This is a genomic window from Sphingomonas sp. jy18, from assembly GCF_056931895.1.
The window spans coordinates 136,577-157,715 of record NZ_JBXPBT010000001.1; the positions used below are offsets into that span (position 1 = coordinate 136,577).

Consider the following 21,139-nt stretch of genomic DNA (forward strand, 5'->3'; position numbering starts at 1 on the left):
GCAGGTCTGAGCGCCTCACTATGCCGGGATATGGCGGTGGAGCTTTGAACCCGCGCTGAACCTCCCAGCTTTGCCCGAGGTTCCCTCGCAACAGGCGGGACGGGGTGCTGAAGGTTCACGCCGGATGGCGCTGGCATGCCCGCGCCGATGCATGACGGGACGCCTCACAGATCGTCATCGTCGCTCTGGCCATTGCGCTTCTTGGGCTTTCCGTTGCGATCGCGCAGCACATCACGACGGCCCAAGTGGTTTGGGGGCGAGATGATCCCATCCTGCTCCATCCGGTCGATATGGCGCGCCGCCGTGTTGTAGCCGATGCGCAGCGCCCGCTGGACGGAGGAGATCGACGCCCGCTGGCTGTCGATGACCACCTGGCAGGCCTGCGCATATTGCCGGTCCTCGGCGGTATCGGCGATGCTCTCGCCTTCGAACACATAATCGCCGCCGACTTCCGGTTCTTCGGTGACAGCCTCGACATAGCTCGGCTGGCCCTGCGCGCGCCAATGATCGGCGACAGCGCGCACCTCGTCGTCCGAGACAAACGGCCCGTGGACGCGGATCGGGGCCTTGCCGCCGGCCATCCACAGCATGTCGCCTTTGCCCAGCAACTGCTCGGCCCCCATTTCACCCAGGATCGTGCGGCTGTCGATCTTGCTGGTGACGTGGAAGCTGATGCGCGTCGGCAGATTGGCCTTGATCACGCCGGTGATGACATCGACCGAGGGACGCTGCGTGGCGAGGATGAGGTGGATGCCGGCCGCACGCGCCTTTTGCGCGAGCCGCTGGATCAGCACTTCCACTTCCTTGCCGGCGGTGATCATCAGATCGGCCAGTTCGTCGACAACCACGACGATCTGCGGCATCGGCTCGCAGTCGAGCTGCTCCTCCTCATAGATCGGGCGGCCGGTATCGGGGTCGAACCCGGTCTGCACCTGCCGTCGCAGCGCCTTGCCCGCAGCCTTGGCGGCGCGGACCTTGTCGTTGAAGCTGGCAAGGTTGCGGACGGACAGATCGGCCATCTTGCGATAGCGGTCTTCCATCTGCTCCACCGCCCATTTCAGTGCGCGGATCGCCTTTGCCGGCTCGGTCACCACCGGCGAGAGCAAATGCGGAATGCCGTCATAGACGCTGAGCTCCAGCATCTTGGGATCGATCAGGATCAGGCGGCACTGATCCGGGGTCAACCGGTAGAGCAACGACACGATCATCGCGTTGAGCCCGACCGACTTGCCCGAACCGGTGGTGCCGGCGATCAGCAGGTGCGGCATCGGCGCAAGATCGGCGATGATCGGATCGCCTGCGATATTCTTGCCCAGCACGATCGGCAATTGCCCGGTCTGCGACTGGAACACATCGCTGGCGATGAGCTGGTGCAGCACGACCGGCTCGGTGCGCGTGTTGGGCAGTTCGATGCCGATCACGGTACGACCGGGGATGGGCGCGATGCGCGCCGAGAGCGCCGACATGTTGCGCGCAATATCGTCGGCGAGATTGGAGACACGGCTGGCCTTGGTGCCGGGTGCCGGCTCCAGCTCGTACATGGTCACCACCGGCCCCTGACGAACCGCCTTGACCACGCCCTTGACTGAGAAATCTTCGAGCACCGATTCCAGCAGCCGTGCATTCTTCTCCAGCGCGGCCTTGTCGACCGTCAGCCCGCCCTTGTCGCTGGCCGGGGTCAGCAGCGTCAGCGGCGGCAGGCTGGAATCGGCGAACATGTCCGCCTGTTGCGGGGCGGGGCGCTTTGCCCCGGCTTGCGGCGCAGGCGCCGGGTCGCTGATCTCCGGCGCGTCGCGCGCCTCGATCGGCCGCACCGGCCGCCGCGGCTCGACCGACACCAGGTCCTTGGGCCGCTTGGTGCCGGTTTCGATGGAGGCGCCATCATCGCTGCGGCGGCGCAGCAGGCCCGACAGCGCCGACCAGTCGATTCCGCTCAGCGTCAGCGAGCGCAGCCGCAGTTGCAGGCTGCGCCACCACAGCAGGCCGCCGCCAGCGCAGAGCAGCAAAGTCGCCGCGCCACGCACCGCCAGCGCGCCATTGGCATCGAGCCCCGCCAGCAGCGGATCGAGCCCGCGTTCGACCAGCATGCCGACCAGCCCGCCCATCCCCGCGGTCAGATCGCGCGAGGGCACATTTTCCCAGATGGCAAAGCCGATCGCGACCAGCACGATGCCGATCAGACCGACGCTCAGCCGCCGTTGCGGCCCGGCCCGCTCCGCACCGACCAGCAGCCGCCAGGCCATCCGTCCGCAGGTCGGCACCAGCATCAGCGCCGGCCAGCCGACCAGAAGCAGCAGCACGCTCGCCATCCACGCGCCGGGCAGGCCTACCCAGTTGCCCGGCGGCCCTTCGGCTGCGGTGGTGAGGCTGGGGTCGGTGGATGTATAAGTCGCCAGTGCGAGCAGCAGCAGCAGGGTCAGCAGTGCCAGCACGCCTCCGGCCACCATGCCTGTCGATCTCTGGAAACTGGACAGGAACAGGCCGTCCCAGTCGTGCGGGGGAAGCGTGGGGCTGCGGCTGGCCATGGTGCGACTTTCGGTCAGGTCAGGCGGGCATGGCACGGCGCCATCCCCTCTCGATTAACCACTATGCCGCTGCCCGCGACTCGCCGTCAAGCGCGGGTGTCGCACCGGTCTCAGGGACGAGGCACGGGCTTTGGCCGGTAGGGTCTTTTACCCGTCCGGAGAGCGTCCTAAGGTGCTGTCCATGGCAGACTCACTCCCCCGCAACGCGACCGCCGACATCCTCATTTCCGGTGGTGGCCTGATCGGCCAGACGCTCGCCGTGGCGCTGGCGGCACATGGCCTGACCAGCATCATCGTCGATCCTGCCGATCCGGTTACGGTGCTCGCGCCCGATTTCGACGGGCGCGCCTCGGCCATCGCTTCGGCAAGCTGGCAGATGATGCAGGCGATCGGACTCGCCGAGCGGCTGGAGGGCCATGGCTGCCCGATCCATCGCATCTGGGTGTCAGACGGTCTCAAGCCGGGGGAACTCGATTTCACCCCGCCGCCCGAAGACGGCTTCCTCGGCCTGATGTTCGAGAACCGCCGGCTGCGGTTGGCGCTGGCCGAAGCCGTCGCCGCCTCCCCGCTGATCGACGTCCGCGCGCCCGCGACGACCGCGCACATCGAGCGCGGCGAGCACCGCGCCACCATCACGCTGGCCGACGGCAGCCTCCTCTCCGCGCCGCTGCTGGCGGTGTGCGAAGGGCGGCGCTCCGCCACGCGCGACGCGGCGGGGATCAAGCTGGCGCAGTGGGACTATCATCATGGCGCGATGATCGGCGCTTTCAGCCATGAGGCGAGCCACGAGAATGTCGCCTACGAAATTTTCTATCCCGACGGCCCATTCGCCATCCTGCCATTGAACGACCTGGAGGACGCTGATGATGATCGGCTGCGCAGCAGCCGTTGGCGCCACCGCAGCGCCTTCGTCTGGTCGACCCATGCCAAGGATGCGCCGGCGCTGCTCAAGCTGGGCAAGCGCGGCTACAAGGCGGAGCTGCTCAGGAAGATGGGCGGCATCCTCGGCGATATCGAGGAGATCGCCCCGCGCGGCCTCTATCCGCTCGGCTTCCAGCACACCGCCAAGCTGGTCGACACGCGCATGGCGCTGGTGGGCGATGCGGCGCACGGCATCCACCCGATCGCCGGACAGGGCTTCAACCTGGGCCTGCGCGACGTGGCGACGCTGGTCGAGGTGCTGGTCGACGGCGCGCGGCTGGGGCTGGACCTGGGCGACGCGCAGAACCTCGAACGCTACGAGCGCTGGCGCGGCCTCGACAATCTGTCGGTCGCGATGGCCACCGACACCCTGACCCGCCTGTTCGGCATCCCCGGCAAGACCGCCAGCGCTGTGCGGCGACTGGGCCTGGGCGCAGTGCAGCGGGCGGGGCTGCTCAAGAGCTTCTTCATGAACGAGGCGCGGGGCGAGAGCGGGGACCGGCCGAAGTTGCTGACGGGGGTTACCGTCTGAAGGTTCTGCCCGACGCGCCTTCTTTGGGTGAGCAAACTGAAGGGGTGTACGTACAGACGTTTGTGCGCGGCCGTTTCTGCGTTCGTTTGCTCAGCGGGCGGCACGGCTGGGAGTCTGCTCGGTTCAACTTGAACAGGGCAGCCTGTGGTGGGGCCGGATTGACGTTGGCAAAGAGCGAAAAATTAAGAACATAACAGGATCAACGGCTGCAAAAAAGCGGATTTAGTGCGGGCGCAGGGGGGCTGCTCACGCGGCGGCGCAGGGACGATGGGGGTGGCTCGGAAGGGTTCGCGCCAACAGCCAAGGGGCCAAGGGGGCGGGGTTTTGGGCGAGGTCGAGGTTATCAGCGACAGCCTGTAGAGTTTCGTATAATGTCCCCGGAATTTCGTTGCCGGAGTTATCGAGGTGCTAGCGTCGTTCGAGCGGCGCCTGGACAGGTCATAGGAGCGGCGGTTGACGAAGCCCGCGAGAGGTGAGTGACTAATGTCATCGAATGATTGCCATCATCCTTCGTCAACCGCGATTCATCTTAAAGGAAGAATACCAGCTCCATTTTTGATCTTTTCAGTCGTCGGCCTGTCGCCCTTACCTTATACCTTAATTGGTGGTCTTTATGTCGGTCGTTACGACCTCGTATTAGGGATGTCTTTTTTCTTGGCGTATGGATAATTTTGTATACGATGAACAGTGGATCGAGTATTGCATGGGATAATCAAAGAATATATGAGCGCCCGTCGGGTTTTTATTTTTCAAGACAGTTCCCTTGGGTTCGAAGGGCGCGATGGCGGAGCTTGCGTTTCGATGAAGTTGCCCGCATAGATAAAGTTACTGTTAATGACCCAGCGGCTCGATCAAAATTGTTACCATTTCAGCTTCTTCAGTTTAGTCCAGTGTCTGGCAATAAAGATGATTGCATTTGGATTTATTCTCTCGCAATTAGAGACGAGGAGCTGGCCCCGTTGCTTCACCACATAAAGAGCATGTATCCTGGTAAATTGCCAAAGATAGTTGAACGACAACTTGATAGATGGTATCCCGAGACTATTTAACATATTCTAAACGACAATTAATATTTTGAAGCGCATAGTGTATAATCTGCGTCGCTGAAGGTAAGACATATATCACGCGCTTGATGTCTATATACATTCCGCATCAGGGACTGTCCCCAATTAGCGGCGGACGCCTTGCAATTTGGTAGCCGCGCGCTGGCTAATTGGGGACAGTCCCTGATTACCCCTTCCCCTCATGCTTCCTGTCCACCACCCCCGTCACCATCCCTGGTGAGACGAAGCCGATCGGGTGCATCGACGCGGCGTTCTGCTTTATCTCTCCCGCGATCTTCTCATACTCGCGTTCCATCTCCGGTGTCACCGTGGCGCGGGTGTCCTTCAGTGCGGCTTCGAAGTCGGCCATCGTCACCTCGCCCGCATCCAGGCTGCGGCGCAGTGCGGTCATGCCGGCGCGGCGGGTGAGGTCTTCGAGGTCGGCGCCGGTGAAGCGTTCCGCGCGGCGTGCGATGGCGTCGAGATCGACGTCGCTGGCGAGCGGCATCTTGGCCGTGTGGATGTCGAGGATGCGGCGGCGGCCCGCGGCGTCGGGCACGGTGACATAGACCAGCTCGTCGAGGCGGCCGGGGCGCAACAGCGCGGGGTCGATCAGATTGGGGCGGTTGGTCGCGCCGATGACGACCACCGACTGCATCTCCTCTATCCCGTCCATTTCCGCGAGCAGCGTGTTGACGACGCGTTCCGTCGCCTGCGGCTCACCCACGCCGCCGCCGCGCGCCGGAACCAGCGCGTCGAGTTCGTCGATGAAGATGATGCAGGGCGCGACCTGGCGGGCGCGGGCGAACAGGCGGGCGATCTGCTGCTCGCTCTCCCCATACCATTTGGAGAGAAGGTCGGCGGATTTGGTGGCGATGAAATTGGCCTCCGCCTCGCGCGCGACCGCTTTCGCCAGCAGCGTCTTGCCGGTGCCGGGCGGGCCATAGAGCAGGAAGCCCTTGGCCGGGCGGATGCCCATCCGGCGGAAGGCGTCCGGGTCCTTCATGGGGAGTTCGACGCCCTCCTTGAGCCGCGTTGCGGCCGCATCGAGCCCGCCGATGTCGCTCCAGCGGACATTGGGCGCCTGCACCATCACCTCGCGCATTGCGCTGGGGTGGACGCGCTTCAGCGCGCCGACGAAATCCTCGCGCGTGACGCGCAGATCGTCGAGCACATCGGGCGGGATGGTGGAGGTGGAGAGATCGAGCCGCGGCATGATGCGGCGCACCGCCTCGATCGCTGCCTCACGCGCCAGCGCGGCGATGTCGGCGCCGACGAAGCCATAGGTGGTGCGGGCGAGTTCCGCCACGTCGACGCCCTCGTCGAGCGGCATGCCGCGGGTGTGGATGGCAAGGATCTCGCGCCGGCCGCGCTCGTCGGGCACGCCGACCACGATCTCGCGGTCGAAGCGGCCGGGGCGGCGCAGCGCCTCATCGATCGCATCGGGTCGGTTGGTGGCGGCGATGACGACGAGGTTGGCGCGCGGCTCCAGCCCGTCCATCAGCGTCAGCAATTGCGCGACGAGGCGCTTTTCCGCCTCGCCGGAGACTTGCCCGCGCTTGGGCGCGATGCTGTCGATCTCGTCGATGAAAATGATCGCAGGCGCGGCCTTAGCGGCCGCCTCGAACACGTCGCGCAGCCGCTTTTCGGACTCGCCATAGGCGCTGCCCATGATCTCCGGACCGTTGATCAGGAAGAATTCGGCCTCGCTTTCATTGGCCACCGCACGGGCCAGCCGGGTCTTGCCGGTGCCCGGCGGGCCGTAGAGCAGCACGCCCTTGGGCGGATCGACGCCGAGCCGCTGGAACAGCTCGGGGTAGCGCAGCGGCAGCTCGACCATCTCGCGCAGCTGGTCGATGGTCTCCCCCATGCCGCCGATATCGTCATAGGTCACGTCGGCGCGTCGCGCCTCCTTGGGCTCGGCATATTCGGGCAGCAGCTCGATTTCCGTGCTCTCGTCGATATGGACGATGCCCTTGGGGCTGGTGCTGACCACGGTCAGGCGGATTTCCTGCAGCGCATAGGCGGGCGCCGCCAGCATCTGGCGCAACTGCGGCGGCATGTTGTCCGGCGCGACGCGCTGCTGCCCGGCGGTGGCGACGACATCGCCGGCGACCATCGGGCGACGGAAGAAGTTGCGCTTGAGCGCCTGACCCGAGCCCTGCAAGCGTAGATTCTGCTGCGCCGGGGCGAGCGTGACCTTCTGCGCGGGCTTCGATTCCGCCTTGCGCAGCGTCACCATGTCACCGGTGCCGACCCCGGCATTGGCGCGCTGGAACCCGTCGAGACGGACCACCTCGATACCCTCATCCTCGGCATAAGGGCCGACGGCGATGCTGGCGGTGCTGCGCTTGCCGACGATCTCGACGATATCGCCCTCGGCCAGACCGAGCTGGGCGAGCAGCGCACGCGGCATGCGGGCGATGCCGCGGCCGGCTTCTTCGGGACGGATGTTGGCGACCTGGACTTTGATCGGCTGGGCTTCGCTGTCGGCCAAGATGGGACTCCCCCTCGCGCATTGGTGGAGCGCAGACATAGGAAGGCCGGCAGCGGGTTGCGAGGGCTAATCGGCAGGCGGGTCCGCGACAGCGGCGCGCCATGCCTGCAATCGCACAAAAAATGGGCCGCCTCCACGACAGGAGGCGGCCCGGAAAGTTGGTTTGGGAGAGAGTGCCTGAAAGGCACCGGCGATGTGGGCGGTCACCCGTCATTGTGCAAGTGCGAACAGTGCGCGCGAGGTTGCGAAATCTGCATCTTTTGATCTGGCCATGATGCCGCTTTTGCGTCATGTTGCGGCGCAACTATCCTGTTCAGGCCAGCGCGCCATCCCTGTGCGCTGCACCATGATCGGGCAAGGACCGGGAGAATGAGATGCGCAGGCTGCCCTCGCTGAGCGGGCTGGAAGCCTTTATCGCTGTGGCGAGGCTCGGCTCGGTCAAGGGCGCCGCTGCCGAGCTGGCGCTATCGACGCCCGCGCTTTCCCGCCGCATCCAGACGCTGGAGCGTCACATCGGCGAGCCCTTGTTCGACCGTGACCATCACATGATGCGATTGAACGCGACCGGGGAGCGGCTGCTGAGCGCGCTGGGCCCGGCCATGGATGCGGTGCGCGACGCGGTAGCAGGCGCAGTGAGCAGCGAGAGCGAACTGAGGCTGAAGCTCAACGTGCTGCCGCTGTTCGCGCAGCAGCGCCTGTTCCCGCGCCTGCCCGAGCTGCGCGCGCGCCACCCGCACCTGCATATCGACATCGAAACCAGCGGCCATGGCGAGACGCGGGTCGGCGACGGGGTGGACGCTGCCATTGCGCTCGCGCGCGAGATCGACCCGTCGCTGCACGCGGTGCGGCTGGATCGGGACAAGGTGTTCCCCATCGCTGCAAAACGCTTCGGCGAAGGTCCGGAGCGGATCAGCGTGCCCGAGCATCTGCAGCGGATGACGGTGCTGATCCACCGGGAGATGCCCGAGACGTTCAGCGAATGGCGTATCGCCATCGGCATGCCCTGGCTCGAACCGGCAGGCATCGACATGTTCGATTCCGGGCCGCTGATGCTGGAGGCGGCCGCGCAGGGCGTCGGCGTCGCCTTCATGCATGGCCACCATTTCGAGGACGCGCACGACCCGCGGCTGGTGCGGCTGTTCGATTTCGATATCGACAGCCCCTACAGCTACTGGTTCGTCTGCCGTCCCCGCGCGCTGCAGCGCACCGCGGTCAAGCAATTCCACGACTGGATCGTTGCCGCGGGGATTTGACTCCCCGGTCCCCGACGGGTCGATCCGACGCCGGAGCGTGCGCCCATGGTGGGGCAAGCAGTTCGGCTATTGCGGCTGCTCGTCCTCCCTGTCGACCTGATTGGCGCGGGCGCGTTCGGCGGCGCGGGCCTGGGCGGCCTCGGCAGCGGCCTGGGCAGCGGCTTCAGCCTCTGCCTGCGCACGCGCCTGCGCTTCGGCCTGGGCGCGGGCTCGCGCTTCGGCGCGGGCCTCGGCTTCTTCCTGCGCGCGGGCCTGCGCCTCGGCGCGGGCCTGGGCTTCTTCCTGCGCGCGGGCCTGCGCCTCGGCGCGGGCCTGGGCTTCTTCCTGTGCACGCGCTTGGGCGTCGGCCTCGGCGCGCCGCTGCGCCTCGGCTTGCGCCCGCGCTTCGGCCTCGGCCCGGGCTTGGGCGCGGGCCTCGGCTTCGGCTTGAGCACGGGCGGCAGCGTCGGCCTCGGCACGCGCTTGCGCCTCGGCTTGGGCGCGCGCCTGCGCTTCGGCCTGGGCCTGAGCGCGCGCTTCGGCCTCAGCTCGGGCGGACGCCGCTGCCTGCGCGGCGGATTCGGCCTGGGCTCGTGCCGCAGCCTCGGCGTCGGCGCGGGCGCGAGCGGCGGCGGCATTGTCGCGCTGCCGCTGGGCATCGGCCGCGGCTTCGGCGGCTTCTGCGGCGCCATTGTCCGGCACGGTCAATGGCTCGCCCGGCTCGCTGGGTGCGCCAGCCGGCGCATCGATGCGATCGGGGCGCCGGACCGGTGGGATGCGGGTGCGCGGACGCGTACCGGGCGGCGACGTGCCGGTGCCTGGCGCTGACGGATCGACGGTGACCGGCGGCGGGACCGGCGGATCGACCGTGACCGGCGGCGGGGCGGGCTGGCCCGGTCCGCCGGTGCGGGGTTCTCCGGGGCGCGGATCCCGGGGGCGCGGTTCATCCGGGCGCGGCCTGTCGGGACGCGGTTCACCGGTGCCGCGCGGCGGGCGCGGCGCGGGGTCCGGGGTCGGCTGCGGCACCGGGGTGGAGACACCGCCGGGCAGGTCCGCACCCGGCAGATCGGGGGTGACGCGGGGCGGGGCGCCACGCCGGCCGCCGCGCCGCCAGCCGTCGAAGCGCTGCGCCGCATCGGCGCGGCGACGGCGCTCCTCTTCGAGCCGGCGGTCTTCGTCGCGGCGCCCGGCACGCTCGGCCCGGCGGCGGCGCACCTCGCGCCATTCCTCGCGGTCGCGCCACGTGGGGCGCCAGCCGCCGCTCCAGCCGCTGCCGAACGAATCAAAGCTGAAGCCGAAAAAGCTCTGGCTGGAATAGCTGCTTGCTACCTCGCCATCCCAGCGGCGCTGCAAAGAGGCGGAGAGGATGGAGCGGCCGCGCGCCTGCAGCCGGTCCGCTGCCTCCTGCACGCGCCACGATGGCGTGTCGCTGAGCAGCCGCCCTTCCTGGTCGTAATAGGCCACGAAATCGGGACCGTCATAGGCATAGCTGCGGTAAACATCGCGCACCAGATAGGGCGCGGCCGCGCGCGGGGCATAGAAATACTGGATGACGCCGTCGACGCCCGGTTCGACGATCATCGCCTCGCCAGCGCTCGACACCCAGGCATAGGCATCGCGCCCGTCGAAGCGGAAGGCATAGTCGGGCGGCGCGCTGCCGATGGCGCGGGCGAGACCATCGGCGGTGTCGATCCAGTAATAGGCCTCGATCGGGGCGGGCGCCGGCGGCAGGATGACCGGTGGCGGCGCGGGCGGACGCGCGACCTTGGGGTCGACGGGGCGCGGCGGCAGTGGCGGGCGCTCGACCGGTTCGGGGCGATAGCTCTCCGGCGCCGGCAAGGGCGCATCGGGCGGGGGCACCATGCAGCCCGCCAGCAAAGCCGCCGGCGCAGCGGCGGCTGCCCATCTTAGAGGATTGAATTGCCGAGCCATTATGCCCCTCCCCGCTGCGGTTCAGGCAGGAAAGGTGCCACGGTTATTGTGGCTGGGCAATGAATGACCCTGCCGCGCGACGTTCAGTCGCGGCGCGTGCGGGCGGCAGAATCAGACTGCCACCCGCCCATCATCGTCAAAGCAGGAAATCGGCGCCGGTCAGCGTGTGCAGGCCGTCGATGCGGATGATGAAGTCGGCAACGCCATTGCCGTCGGTATCGCCCTGCACATAGGTGACGCCGCTGATCTGCTCGTAGCGCAACTGGCCCGCGACATTGCCGAAAGCGGCATTGCCGATGAAGCTGAAGCTATTGTCCGCACCACCCGCGATGGCGTCGATCGCGCTGAGGTCGATCTGGTCGCCCTGCGCTTGCGCAAAATCGCCGATGCGGTCGGCAGTCGCGATGGTCGCCCCGCTGTCGCCGCCTGCGAAGACAAAGCGGTCCGCACCGGTACCCCCGTTGAGGAAATCGACGCCGGCGCCGCCGTTGACCACGTCGGTGCCTTCGTGCCCGTAGAGCGTGTCGTTACCGGCACCACCCAGCAGCGTGTCATTATCCAGACCGCCTTCGAGATGGTCGAAGCCATCGCCGCCATCGAGCGTATCGTTGCCGATGTCGCCGAACAGATAGTCATTGCCTTCCTGTCCGTTGAGCTGGTCGTTGCCGGCGCGGCCGTAGAGCGAATCCTGCCCTGCCCCGGCGTTGACGATGTCGATGCCGACGCTGCCGCTGTAATTGTTCCCCAGCGCGTTGAGGGTGATGGTGAGATCGCCGCCCGACTGGTTGCCGATGAACTCGATATCGCCGGCGATGACATAGGTGAGGCCAGCAGTGACCACTTCGACCGTGTCGATCCCGTCGCCGCCATTGGCGATATCGCCGACATTGTCGACCTCCAGCCGGTCATTGCCGCCATCGCCATTCATGGTGTCGGCACCAACATTGCCGAACAGCCGGTCGGAGCCATCGCCGCCGTTCAATATGTCATTGCCGGCACCGCCATTGAGCGTGTCATCTCCCGCACGGCCATCGAGCGTGTCGTCACCCAACTTGCCCGCCAGATTGTTGACGGCGCTGTTGCCGATAACGACGTCGTTGCCCGATCCGGCAACGGCATTCTCGATCACCGAGCCGCGCGCGATGGTGACATTGCCGACCCGGCCGCCGACGTTCGAGAAGGCTTCCTGATTGAGATCGATGCGCTGGTTTTGCGTGAAACGCGAATAGTTCAGCGTATCGGTGCCGCCGTGATCGACCACGGTGTAGGTCACCGAGGGGAATTGCGTGGCGTCATAGATGGCGCGACCCGAGGTATTGCCGAAGCCATAGGTGGTGTTGCCGGTGCGGGTCGTCGTCGGCGTGCCGTAGGCCAGATTGACGGCCAGCACATCGGCGATGATCGGCGACACCACGAACTGGCGGCTGAAGCCCTGCGCAGCGAAATAGGTGTTCTCGGTCTGGTCGAAATAGGACATCACCGTCGTCGCCCAGGCGTCGTTCTGGTAGCTGTTGTCCTGCCCGTAGGTGGCGTTGCCATTATAGGGGCCACCGTGGCCGAGGCCGATGGCATGGCCGATTTCGTGGATATAGGTCTGGAAGGAATAGGTGTTGAGGCCGGTGCCATAGGTCGCCAGCCACTGGGTGCTGACGTTGACTGTGGAGCTGGTGATGATGTTGCCAACCCGCGTCGAGTTGGCAAAGGCACCCGACTGATTGTCGTCCAGCGTGATGTTGGCGGCGCCTGCGATTTCCTGGAAGGTGATGCCGGTCGCGTCCGACCACAGGTTGAACGCCTCCCGCGCCAGATTCTGCCCTTCGGGCGTCAGCGCGGTGACGTTGAAGGTGATGGTGCCGCCGGGCGCAACGTTGAAGTGGCGGGCATTCTGCGTGCCGCCCCAATAGCCATTGAGCAGCTGGTCGGCGATCTGGTCATTGGTGAAAACCGGCAGCGGCGGGGCGACGGTCGCAGCAACACGATAATTGCCGGATTCGCCATCGTTGAACCCGCCGACATCGAGATAGTAGGTGCCGGTTGTGGTCGCGGTGAAACGGATCTGCGAATAAGTGCCACCGCCGCCATCGTCGTTTTCGGCAAGCTGGGTGGAACCGTTGGTACCGAACAGGCGGATGAAAGTATCGGGATCATTGGCACCGCCAGTGGCGCTGGTGCGGAACAGATAGCTCTGCCCGGCGACGAGATCGACACGGTACCAGTCATGGTCCCCCGCTGCATCGAGCACGCCGGCGACGACCGGGCCGTCGACTGTCAGGCTGGCGGTCGTCGCAGAACTGCCGGGGATGGCATCGGCGAGGTCCGACGCCGCGGTCAGGCGGAAATTGCCGGTCTCGAGATCGTTGTAGGCAGCGACATTGACGAAATAGGTGCCGCTGGTGGTCGCCGTGAAGACGATGCGCGAATAGGTGTTGCCGGGGAATGCGATGTCGTCATTCTCGGCAAGCAGCGTGCCGGCGCTGTTGTGCAGGCGCAGATAGCTGTCCTGGATATCGCCCGCGCCGGTCGCACCGACCGTGAAGGTGTAGGTCTGCCCGGCGGTGAGCGTAACGCGGTACCAGTCGCGGTCCCCCAGCGTGTCGATGACACCGTTCACAGACGAACCGATCGCCAGCGTGACGGTGCTGCTGGTGTCGCCGGGCACGGTATCGACGAAGACGAGGTCGGTCGGCGGTGCGCCATCGATGGTGTCGAGGCCCAGCGAGACGACGGTCGCGCGCGATCCGCCCACGCTGGTGAGCGTTACGGTCGATTCCCGGACGTCGAAGCTGCCGGTCAGGCCGGCCGTGCCGGTGGCCACTCCGCCGGAGAGGAGCCCGCTGCTGCCGCGGCCATCGCTGTCGACGGGCGAGCGCTTGCTGTCATAGGCGCAACAGTCCGCGCAAGAGCAGCCTTCCTGATGTGCGATCAGACCGTCCGCCAGTGCAAAGTCGTCGTTCGGGATGAACAGCTTCATGAAAAGTCCCCTCGCTCATGGTCCCGTCGGTTTTAGCGGTGCTGCGCCAGTTCCTGCGTGACTTGTCTCACAATTTCTTCGCCCAGTCGCGTCAAATCCGCCCGCTCCAATTGCCTGTCGACCACGTCTACCGCAATTTCGAGAAAGTCGTGGGCGGCACTGCCCTGCCGGTAGCTGACCCGCGCCAGCGCCGTCCCCGGGCGGGACAGATCGAGCGCGATCGCGACATCGAGCCCTTCTGCTGCACGGTCGGCCGCGCCGAGCCCGGCTGCGACCTGCCGGCGCAGCAGGGTGCAGGCATTCTCGGCGGGTACAGCCGGATTGGCCTTGTCGGCAAATCGCCGGGCGGAATCGCCGGACAGAACGCATTGCACGGCCGGCGCGCGCGAAGGAGGCTGGTTGGACATGGCGCAGGCCGTCTCCATCAGGGCAAGACATACCACCAAAAGGCGCATCGGCAGCGGCATAGCGATGGTTTAGGGAAGTCATCTGCGCAAGTCGACCGCGATTCGCTGTCATCGCCCGACGGCGCTGTCGCCGCTTGCCTCTCCCGAACAAATATGGAACAGCGCCACGCATGTCTTTGACTCATATTTCCGTCCGCGGCGCGCGCGAGCATAATCTCAAAGGGATCGACGTCGATCTGCCGCGCGACAAGTTGATCGTCATCACCGGCCTTTCCGGCTCGGGCAAATCCTCGCTCGCCTTCGACACTATCTATGCCGAAGGGCAGCGGCGCTATGTCGAGTCGCTGTCGGCCTATGCCCGGCAGTTTCTGGAGATGATGCAGAAGCCCGATGTCGAGCATATCGACGGGCTGTCTCCAGCGATCAGCATCGAGCAGAAGACGACCAGCCGCAATCCGCGCTCGACCGTCGCCACCGTCACCGAAATCTACGATTATATGCGCCTGCTGTGGGCGCGGGTCGGCATTCCCTATTCGCCTGCGACCGGTCTGCCCATCGCCGCGCAGACCGTCAGCCAGATGGTCGACCGGGTGATGGCGCTGCCCGAGGGCACGCGCGCCTATCTGCTCGCGCCGGTCGTGCGCGGCCGCAAAGGCGAGTATCGCAAGGAACTGGCGCAGTGGCAGAAGGACGGCTTCACCCGCGTACGCATCGACGGCGCTTTCTACGAGATCGACGAGGCTCCGGCGCTCGACAAGAAATACAAGCATGACATCGAGGTGGTGGTCGACCGCATCGCCGTGCGCGAGGGCATCGAGGGCCGGCTGGCCGACAGTTTCGAGACCGCGCTGAAACTGGCCGAGGGGCTGGTGTATCTCGATCTGGCCGATGGGACGGTGGACTCCCTCTCCCCTTCAGGGGAGAGGGCCGGGGAGAGGGGGAGTCAAACCAGCCTTGGCGCGACTGCCCCTCTCCCAACCCTCTCCCCTAAAGGGGAGAGGACTTCAGGCATGAAAAACACCGGACTGCCCGCCAACCGCATCGTCTTCTCCGAAAAATTCGCCTGCCCCGTCTCCGGCTTCACCATCGCAGAAATCGAACCACGCCTGTTCAGCTTCAACGCGCCGCAAGGGGCCTGCCCGGCCTGCGATGGCCTGGGCGAAAAGCTGCTGTTCGACGAGGACCTGGTCGTCCCCAATCATGCGCTGTCGATCAAGCAGGGCGCAGTGGTGCCATGGGCCAAGTCCAACCCGCCCTCCCCCTATTACATGCAGGTACTGGCCAGCCTCGCCAAGGCCTATGGCTTCTCGCTCGACACGCCGTGGCGCGACCTGCCGGGCGAGGTGCAACTGATCATCCTGCACGGCACCGGCGGCAAGCCCGTCACCCTCACCTTCATGGACGGGCGCAAGAGCTACAGCGTCAACAAGCCGTTCGAGGGTGTGATCGGCAACCTCAACCGGCGGATGCTGCAGACCGAGAGCGCATGGATGCGGGAGGAGCTGTCCAAGTTCCAGCAACCGCACCCGTGCGAGACCTGCGGCGGCGCGCGGCTGAAGCCCGAGGCGCTGGCGGTGAAGATCGCGGGCGAAGACATCAGCCTCTCCGCCCGGCGCAGCGTGCATGATGCGCTCGACTGGTTCTCTACCCTCGCGCCGAAGCTGACCGCGCAGCAGCAGCAGATCGCGACGCCGATCCTCAAGGAAATTGTCGAGCGGCTGGGCTTCCTCGACAATGTCGGGCTCGACTATCTCAATCTCGACCGCACCAGCGGCACCCTTTCCGGCGGGGAGAGCCAGCGCATCCGGCTGGCCTCGCAGATCGGCTCGGGCCTGTCCGGCGTGCTCTATGTCCTCGACGAGCCGAGCATCGGCCTGCACCAGCGCGACAATGACCGGCTGCTGGTGACGCTGCGGCGGCTGCGCGACCTCGGCAACACCGTCATCGTCGTCGAGCATGACGAGGATGCGATCCGCGCTGCCGACTGGATCGTCGATATGGGCCCGGGCGCGGGCGTGCATGGCGGAGAGATTGTCGCGCAGGGCACACTCAAGGAAGTGCTCAAAGCGAAGAACAGCCTGACCGCCGACTATCTGACCGGACGGCGCGAAATTGCCGTGCCCAAGGAGCGCCGCATCGCTGCCAAGGGCGATGGCACGCAGATCCGCACCCGCGCCAAGCCAGAGGCCAAGCCGACCAAGAAGCAGCTCAAGCTCCTCGAAACACAGGGCAAGTTCATCGAACTGGTCAATGCCCGTGCCAACAATCTGCTCGGGGTTACCGCGCGCATCCCGGTCGGCACCTTCACCTGCGTCACCGGCGTGTCGGGATCGGGCAAATCCTCGCTGATCATCGACACGCTGCAGGCGGCGGCCAGCCGGGCGCTGAACGGCGCGCGGGTGATCGCCGGGCCACACGACGCGCTGACAGGGCTCGAATTTTTCGACAAGGTGATCGACATCGACCAGTCGCCGATCGGTCGCACCCCGCGCTCCAATCCGGCGACCTACACCGGTGCCTTCACCACCATCCGCGACTGGTTCGCCGGGCTGCCCGAAAGCCTCGCGCGCGGTTACAAGCCCGGGCGCTTCAGTTTCAACGTCAAGGGCGGGCGCTGCGAGGCGTGCCAGGGCGACGGCCTGATCAAGATCGAGATGCACTTCCTGCCCGACGTCTATGTGACCTGCGAGGTGTGCCACGGCCAGCGCTACAACCGCGAGACGCTGGAGGTGAAGTTCAAGGGCAAGAGCATCGCCGACGTGCTCGACATGACGGTCGAGGATGCGACCGACTTCTTCAAGGCGGTGCCGGCAATCCGCGACAAGATGGCGATGCTGGAGGAGGTCGGCCTCGGCTATCTCAAGGTCGGGCAGCAGGCGACGACGCTGTCGGGCGGAGAAGCGCAGCGGGTGAAACTGTCCAAGGAACTCAGTCGCCGCGCTACCGGCAACACGCTCTACATCCTCGACGAACCGACCACCGGCCTCCATTTCGAGGATGTCCGCAAACTCCTGGAAGTGCTGCACGCGCTGGTCGAACAGGGCAACACCGTGGTGGTGATCGAGCACAACCTCGACGTCATCAAGACCGCCGACTGGATATTGGACCTGGGGCCCGATGGCGGCGTGAAGGGCGGCGAGATCGTCGCCGAAGGGACACCGGAAGATGTCGCGGCCAACCCGCGCAGTTACACGGGGCAGTATCTGAAGCCATTGCTGGGCGGCTAGGGCAGCCGTTCGCGGCCAACGCAGACCAAGCGCGATGGGCTGTATGAAGAACATGTACTCCGCACACCCTCCGTCGCCCCGTGCTCGACACGGGGTTTGGCTGTCCTTCTCGCCTGCCGGAGCGAAGTGAAGCCGAGCCCCGGATCAAGTCCGGGGCGACGCTGGTGTGCGCCGTCCGGCGTCGGGCCGTGAGCACACGGACGACCAGCGCCGCGCCATAGCGTGTCTCAAGCTGTTGTTATAACTGATTAAAAACTGTTGCCTCCGCATTAAGCATGGCCATTTACCATTCTTGAAATGCCCTTCCCCTATCTTCTGGCCCCGTCTGGCGTCTTGCCACGCATCAGACAGACGTTTCGGGTAAAAGGGACCAGCTTTCATGCGCACATTCCATCATCGCGTCGCAGCCGGCGTGGTGCTGGCGACCGCCGCCTTCTCCGCAGCGACGGTGCACGCCGCGCCGGTTACCACGCAAGCCACCGTCAAGGTCCGTGTTCTCAAGCAGATCACCGTCACCAAGACCGCAGATCTCGACTTCGGCACCATCGTTGCCGGCGCCGCGGCATCGACCGTCGGCGTTTCGACGGCATCGAGCCGTACCTGCGGTGCGGGCCTGACCTGCACGGGCACCGCGAGTGCTGCCAACTTCAACATATCGGGCACCAACAACGCGGTCGTCACCGTTACCGGAGACAATAGCGTGACGCTCGCCAACGGTACTGGCGGCACGATGACCGCCGCGCTGACGCGCAGCGCGTCGACGATCACGCTCGCCAACTCGAGCGCGGTCGGTGGCTCGTTCCAGGTCGGCGGCACCCTCAACATCGCCGCAAACCAGGCCGACGGAAACTATACCGGTACGTTCAACGTCACCGTCGACTATCAATAAGAAGCCCCTCCCGCCGGCATAGTGCCGGCGGGAGCAGTATCCGGCTGCCGGAGCCGACGGGCCAACCCGATGAAAGGGTGCGCCGTCGCTTGCCGCCACGCCCGACTTGCGGCGCACGCCCATCGCGGGCACAGCAGGGCCATGCCTGCCACACCCGCCTGGCCGCCGCGTTCTGCGCCACGCCTGTTCATCGACGGCGAATTGGCCACCGGCCAATCGCGGGTGCTCGATGGCAATGCGGCCCATTATCTGGGCAGCGTGATGCGGGTGGCGCCCGGCGATGCTGTGATCCTGCTCGACGACATCAGCGGCGAATGGGCGGCGCGTGTCGAGGCGGTGGTCAAGCGCGCGGTGACGGTGACGCTGGTCGAGCGCCTGCGCCCGCGCGAGTGCGTGCCCGACCTGTGGCTGTGCATCGCGCCGGTCAAGAAACCGCATTTCGATCTGGTGGTGGAAAAGGCTACCGAGCTGGGTGTCGGCAGGCTGGTACCGGTGCTGATGCGACGCAGCGTGGTCGACAAGGTCAATGGCGAGCGCGTGCGCAGCATCATGACCGAGGCGGCCGAGCAATGCGCGCGCACCGCTCTGCCAGAGCTTGCGCCGCTGGTGCCGCTGACAGGACTGCTGGCAGACTGGCCCGGCGAGCGCGCCCTCTATTTTGCCGACGAGACCGGCGGCGCGCCGGCGCTGGCGGCCTTTGCGGGCCATGACGGGCCGGCGGCAATCCTGATCGGGCCGGAAGGCGGGTTCGATCCGGCCGAGCGCGCCGCGATCCGCGCGCTGCCCCAGGCCAGGCCCGTCTCGCTCGGCCCGCGCATCCTGCGCGCCGAGACAGCCGCCATCGCCGCCGCAGCGCTGTGGATGGCGGCCGCCGGCGACTGGCGGAGCTGAGCGATCCTGTCGGCCACGCCGCTACTCAAGCCAACCTTAACCATTCTGCCCTAGGGCGGAAAGGATGTGGACCGGACCAGCCGCACCATCCCCCGCCAGCCGCGGTCGCGCCCCTTCGCGCGCGCGCCGCGCCGTGCTCGCATGGGCGCTGGCGCTGCTGATCGCCCCGTCCTCGCCGGTCCATGCGCAGGTCGCGCGGTCGATGACCAACGGCGGGTTCGAATCCAACGACCCGCAGGGCGCAGGCACACCGAACTTCCAGATTTTCGCCTCGTCTGCGGTGCCGGGCTGGGAGGCGTCGACCAGCGAAATCGAGCTGTGGGACACCAATTTCAACGGCATCCCCGCGCATAGCGGCAATGTGTTCGCGGAAATGAACGCCAACGCGCCGGGCACGCTCTACCAGAATATCTGCCTGACCAATGGCGAGACCCTGCGCTGGTCTTTCGCCCATCGCGCACGCACGGGCGGGCCGGCGACGCAGACTGCCGTGTTCCAGATCGCCAACAGCGCCGGCACGGTGCTGCAGACACTGGCCACCCAGGCATCGACGACGGCGCAGGGCTGGAACGTCAACGCCAATACGGCCGGCGTCACTTACACCGGCGCCAGCGGGCTTCAGCGCGTGCAGTTCGTCACCACCGATGCCGGATCGTTCGGCAATTTCCTCGATACCATCACACTCGATCTGGTGCCGTTCCTCGAATATTCGGTGGCGACCGCGAGCGGGAACGAGAATGTCCCCACCGCCAACCTGCCGACCTTGCTGGTGTCCGGCAATGTCCCGACCGCCTTCACCGTGCCGGTCACCGTCACCGGCGGCACCGCGACGCTGGGCGTCGATTATACCACGCCGGGCAATGCGACGACGTTCAACGTCACCATCCCGGCGGGAAACTACAGCCTGCAAGCGGTGGCGCTGGGCATCAGCATCACCAACGACAGCGAGCGCGAGTTCGACGAGACGATTGCGCTTTCGGTCGGCACCGGCAGCAACCACATCATCTCCAGCACCGGAACCTGCGGCAGCGCAGGCCGATCGACCACCACCTACACCATCGTCAACGACGATACCGCACGCGTCGCGGGCACGCCGCCGACTTTGGTCTGCCCGGTGGGGACAACGGTGTTCGACTGGGACACGCGGACATGGACGGCGGGATCGCTGACCAACAGCTATGCGGTCACCAACATCGGGTCGGTGCTGTTCGGCATCACCAACCCCAATGGCGTGTTCCTCAACAACGCGACCTATGGGGGACTGTCCCCGGCGCGCCAGAATGCGATGACCGGCGGCTTTTCTCCCGCGCAATTCTCCCTGGCGCAACTGGTCAACCTGACGTCCCAGACCGCCGTGGTGACGACGACGATCACCCTGCCGACAGCGGTGCCCGGGCTGCAGTTCCGGATCTTCGACGTCGATTTCAATGCAGCACAATTCGCGGACAGGGTGACCGTGACCGGCACATTCGGCGGCACCACCGTCACGCCGGTGCTGACCAATGGCGTGTCCAACATCGTCACCGGCAACAGCGCCATCGGCGATGCGACCTCGGCTGACGCAAGCGCGGACGGCAATGTGGTGGTGACCTTCTCCTCGCCGGTCGACACCATCGTCATCACTTATGGCAACCACACCACCGCGCCGGCCGACCCGGGGCAGCAGGCGATCACGCTGCACGACATCACCTTCTGCAACCCGCAGGCAGCGGTTACCATCGACAAGACCAGCAGCATCCTGAGCGATCCGGTCAATGGCACGACCAATCCCAAGTTCATTCCTGGCGCGACCGTGCAATACTGCATCCTGGCGAGCAATGCCGGCAGCGCGACGACGACGGCGATTGCGATAACCGACAGCCTGCCGGCGACCGTGACCTATGTGCCCGGCAGCATGACCAGCGCGACCAGTTGCGCCGGCGCGGGAACGTCCGAGGATGACAATGCCAGCGGCGCGGACGAGAGCGATCCGTTCGGCATGCAGATCAGCGGCACGACCATCGGCGGCACGGCGGCCAGTCTGGGACCGGCGACCAGCTTTGCGATGCGCTTCAACGCGACGGTGAACTGAG

General features: G+C 66.1%; 11 protein-coding genes. 6 read left to right on the top strand and 5 right to left on the bottom strand.

Features of this window, described 5'->3' with window-relative positions:
- Positions 1 to 164 precede the first annotated feature (164 nt).
- On the bottom strand, positions 165 to 2,525 hold the full coding sequence (locus tag AC0QC4_RS00690; protein WP_483657641.1) for an FtsK/SpoIIIE family DNA translocase: 2,361 nt from the start codon (positions 2,523 to 2,525) through the stop codon (positions 165 to 167).
- Between the two features lie 181 nt (positions 2,526 to 2,706).
- On the opposite strand from AC0QC4_RS00690, the gene AC0QC4_RS00695 reads away from it, so the two are divergent.
- Positions 2,707 to 3,978 carry an FAD-dependent monooxygenase gene (locus tag AC0QC4_RS00695; protein ID WP_483657643.1) on the top strand — a complete coding sequence of 424 codons (1,272 nt, stop codon included), beginning with the start codon at positions 2,707 to 2,709 and terminating at the stop codon, positions 3,976 to 3,978.
- A 1,230-nt stretch (positions 3,979 to 5,208) separates the two neighbouring features.
- Here AC0QC4_RS00695 and AC0QC4_RS00700 read toward each other — a convergent pair.
- Positions 5,209 to 7,518, bottom strand: a complete 2,310-nt coding sequence (locus AC0QC4_RS00700) for a CDC48 family AAA ATPase (RefSeq protein ID WP_483657645.1) — start codon at positions 7,516 to 7,518, stop codon at positions 5,209 to 5,211.
- Between the two features lie 374 nt (positions 7,519 to 7,892).
- Here AC0QC4_RS00700 and AC0QC4_RS00705 point away from each other — a divergent pair, with 374 nt between their 5' ends.
- Complete coding sequence (locus AC0QC4_RS00705; protein WP_483657646.1) at positions 7,893 to 8,771, top strand: LysR substrate-binding domain-containing protein; 879 nt, start codon at positions 7,893 to 7,895, stop codon at positions 8,769 to 8,771.
- A 66-nt stretch (positions 8,772 to 8,837) separates the two neighbouring features.
- Here the strand turns inward: AC0QC4_RS00705 and AC0QC4_RS00710 are convergent, their stop codons facing one another.
- The 3 genes from AC0QC4_RS00710 to AC0QC4_RS00720 form a co-directional block, all read right to left on the bottom strand.
- On the bottom strand, positions 8,838 to 10,682 hold the full coding sequence (locus AC0QC4_RS00710) for a hypothetical protein (RefSeq protein WP_483657648.1): 1,845 nt from the start codon (positions 10,680 to 10,682) through the stop codon (positions 8,838 to 8,840).
- Between the two features lie 136 nt (positions 10,683 to 10,818).
- Entirely contained in the window at positions 10,819 to 13,653 is a 2,835-nt protein-coding gene (locus AC0QC4_RS00715) for a M10 family metallopeptidase C-terminal domain-containing protein (RefSeq protein ID WP_483657650.1), read from the bottom strand.
- 32 nt (positions 13,654 to 13,685) lie between these two features.
- Entirely contained in the window at positions 13,686 to 14,060 is a 375-nt protein-coding gene (locus tag AC0QC4_RS00720; protein ID WP_483657651.1) for a hypothetical protein, read from the bottom strand.
- Positions 14,061 to 14,230: 170 nt separating this feature from the next.
- Here AC0QC4_RS00720 and uvrA point away from each other — a divergent pair, with 170 nt between their 5' ends.
- The 4 genes from uvrA to AC0QC4_RS00740 all read left to right on the top strand — a co-directional run bounded on the left by uvrA (position 14,231) and on the right by AC0QC4_RS00740 (position 21,138).
- Positions 14,231 to 17,287 (top strand): excinuclease ABC subunit UvrA, encoded by a 3,057-nt coding sequence (gene uvrA / locus AC0QC4_RS00725; RefSeq protein WP_483657652.1) that lies wholly within the window; start codon positions 14,231 to 14,233, stop codon positions 17,285 to 17,287.
- A 379-nt stretch (positions 17,288 to 17,666) separates the two neighbouring features.
- Positions 17,667 to 18,176, top strand: coding sequence for a DUF4402 domain-containing protein (locus AC0QC4_RS00730; RefSeq protein WP_483657654.1), 510 nt, complete (start codon positions 17,667 to 17,669; stop codon positions 18,174 to 18,176).
- A gap of 141 nt (positions 18,177 to 18,317) precedes the next feature.
- Complete coding sequence (locus tag AC0QC4_RS00735; protein ID WP_483657656.1) at positions 18,318 to 19,067, top strand: 16S rRNA (uracil(1498)-N(3))-methyltransferase; 750 nt, start codon at positions 18,318 to 18,320, stop codon at positions 19,065 to 19,067.
- A 64-nt stretch (positions 19,068 to 19,131) separates the two neighbouring features.
- Positions 19,132 to 21,138: a carbohydrate binding domain-containing protein gene (locus AC0QC4_RS00740; RefSeq protein WP_483657657.1), complete on the top strand. Its 2,007-nt coding sequence runs from the start codon at positions 19,132 to 19,134 to the stop codon at positions 21,136 to 21,138.
- Position 21,139: the final 1 nt, after the last annotated feature.

Coding starts and splice junctions, on each gene's coding strand:
- AC0QC4_RS00740 (WP_483657657.1), top strand. CDS start 19,132: ATGTGGACCGGACCAGCCGCACCATCCCCCGCCAGCCGCGGTCGCGCC.
- AC0QC4_RS00710 (WP_483657648.1), bottom strand. CDS start 10,682: ATGGCTCGGCAATTCAATCCTCTAAGATGGGCAGCCGCCGCTGCGCCG.
- AC0QC4_RS00695 (WP_483657643.1), top strand. CDS start 2,707: ATGGCAGACTCACTCCCCCGCAACGCGACCGCCGACATCCTCATTTCC.
- AC0QC4_RS00690 (WP_483657641.1), bottom strand. CDS start 2,525: ATGGCCAGCCGCAGCCCCACGCTTCCCCCGCACGACTGGGACGGCCTG.
- AC0QC4_RS00705 (WP_483657646.1), top strand. CDS start 7,893: ATGCGCAGGCTGCCCTCGCTGAGCGGGCTGGAAGCCTTTATCGCTGTG.
- AC0QC4_RS00730 (WP_483657654.1), top strand. CDS start 17,667: ATGCGCACATTCCATCATCGCGTCGCAGCCGGCGTGGTGCTGGCGACC.
- AC0QC4_RS00735 (WP_483657656.1), top strand. CDS start 18,318: ATGCCTGCCACACCCGCCTGGCCGCCGCGTTCTGCGCCACGCCTGTTC.
- AC0QC4_RS00715 (WP_483657650.1), bottom strand. CDS start 13,653: ATGAAGCTGTTCATCCCGAACGACGACTTTGCACTGGCGGACGGTCTG.
- AC0QC4_RS00720 (WP_483657651.1), bottom strand. CDS start 14,060: ATGTCCAACCAGCCTCCTTCGCGCGCGCCGGCCGTGCAATGCGTTCTG.
- uvrA (WP_483657652.1), top strand. CDS start 14,231: ATGTCTTTGACTCATATTTCCGTCCGCGGCGCGCGCGAGCATAATCTC.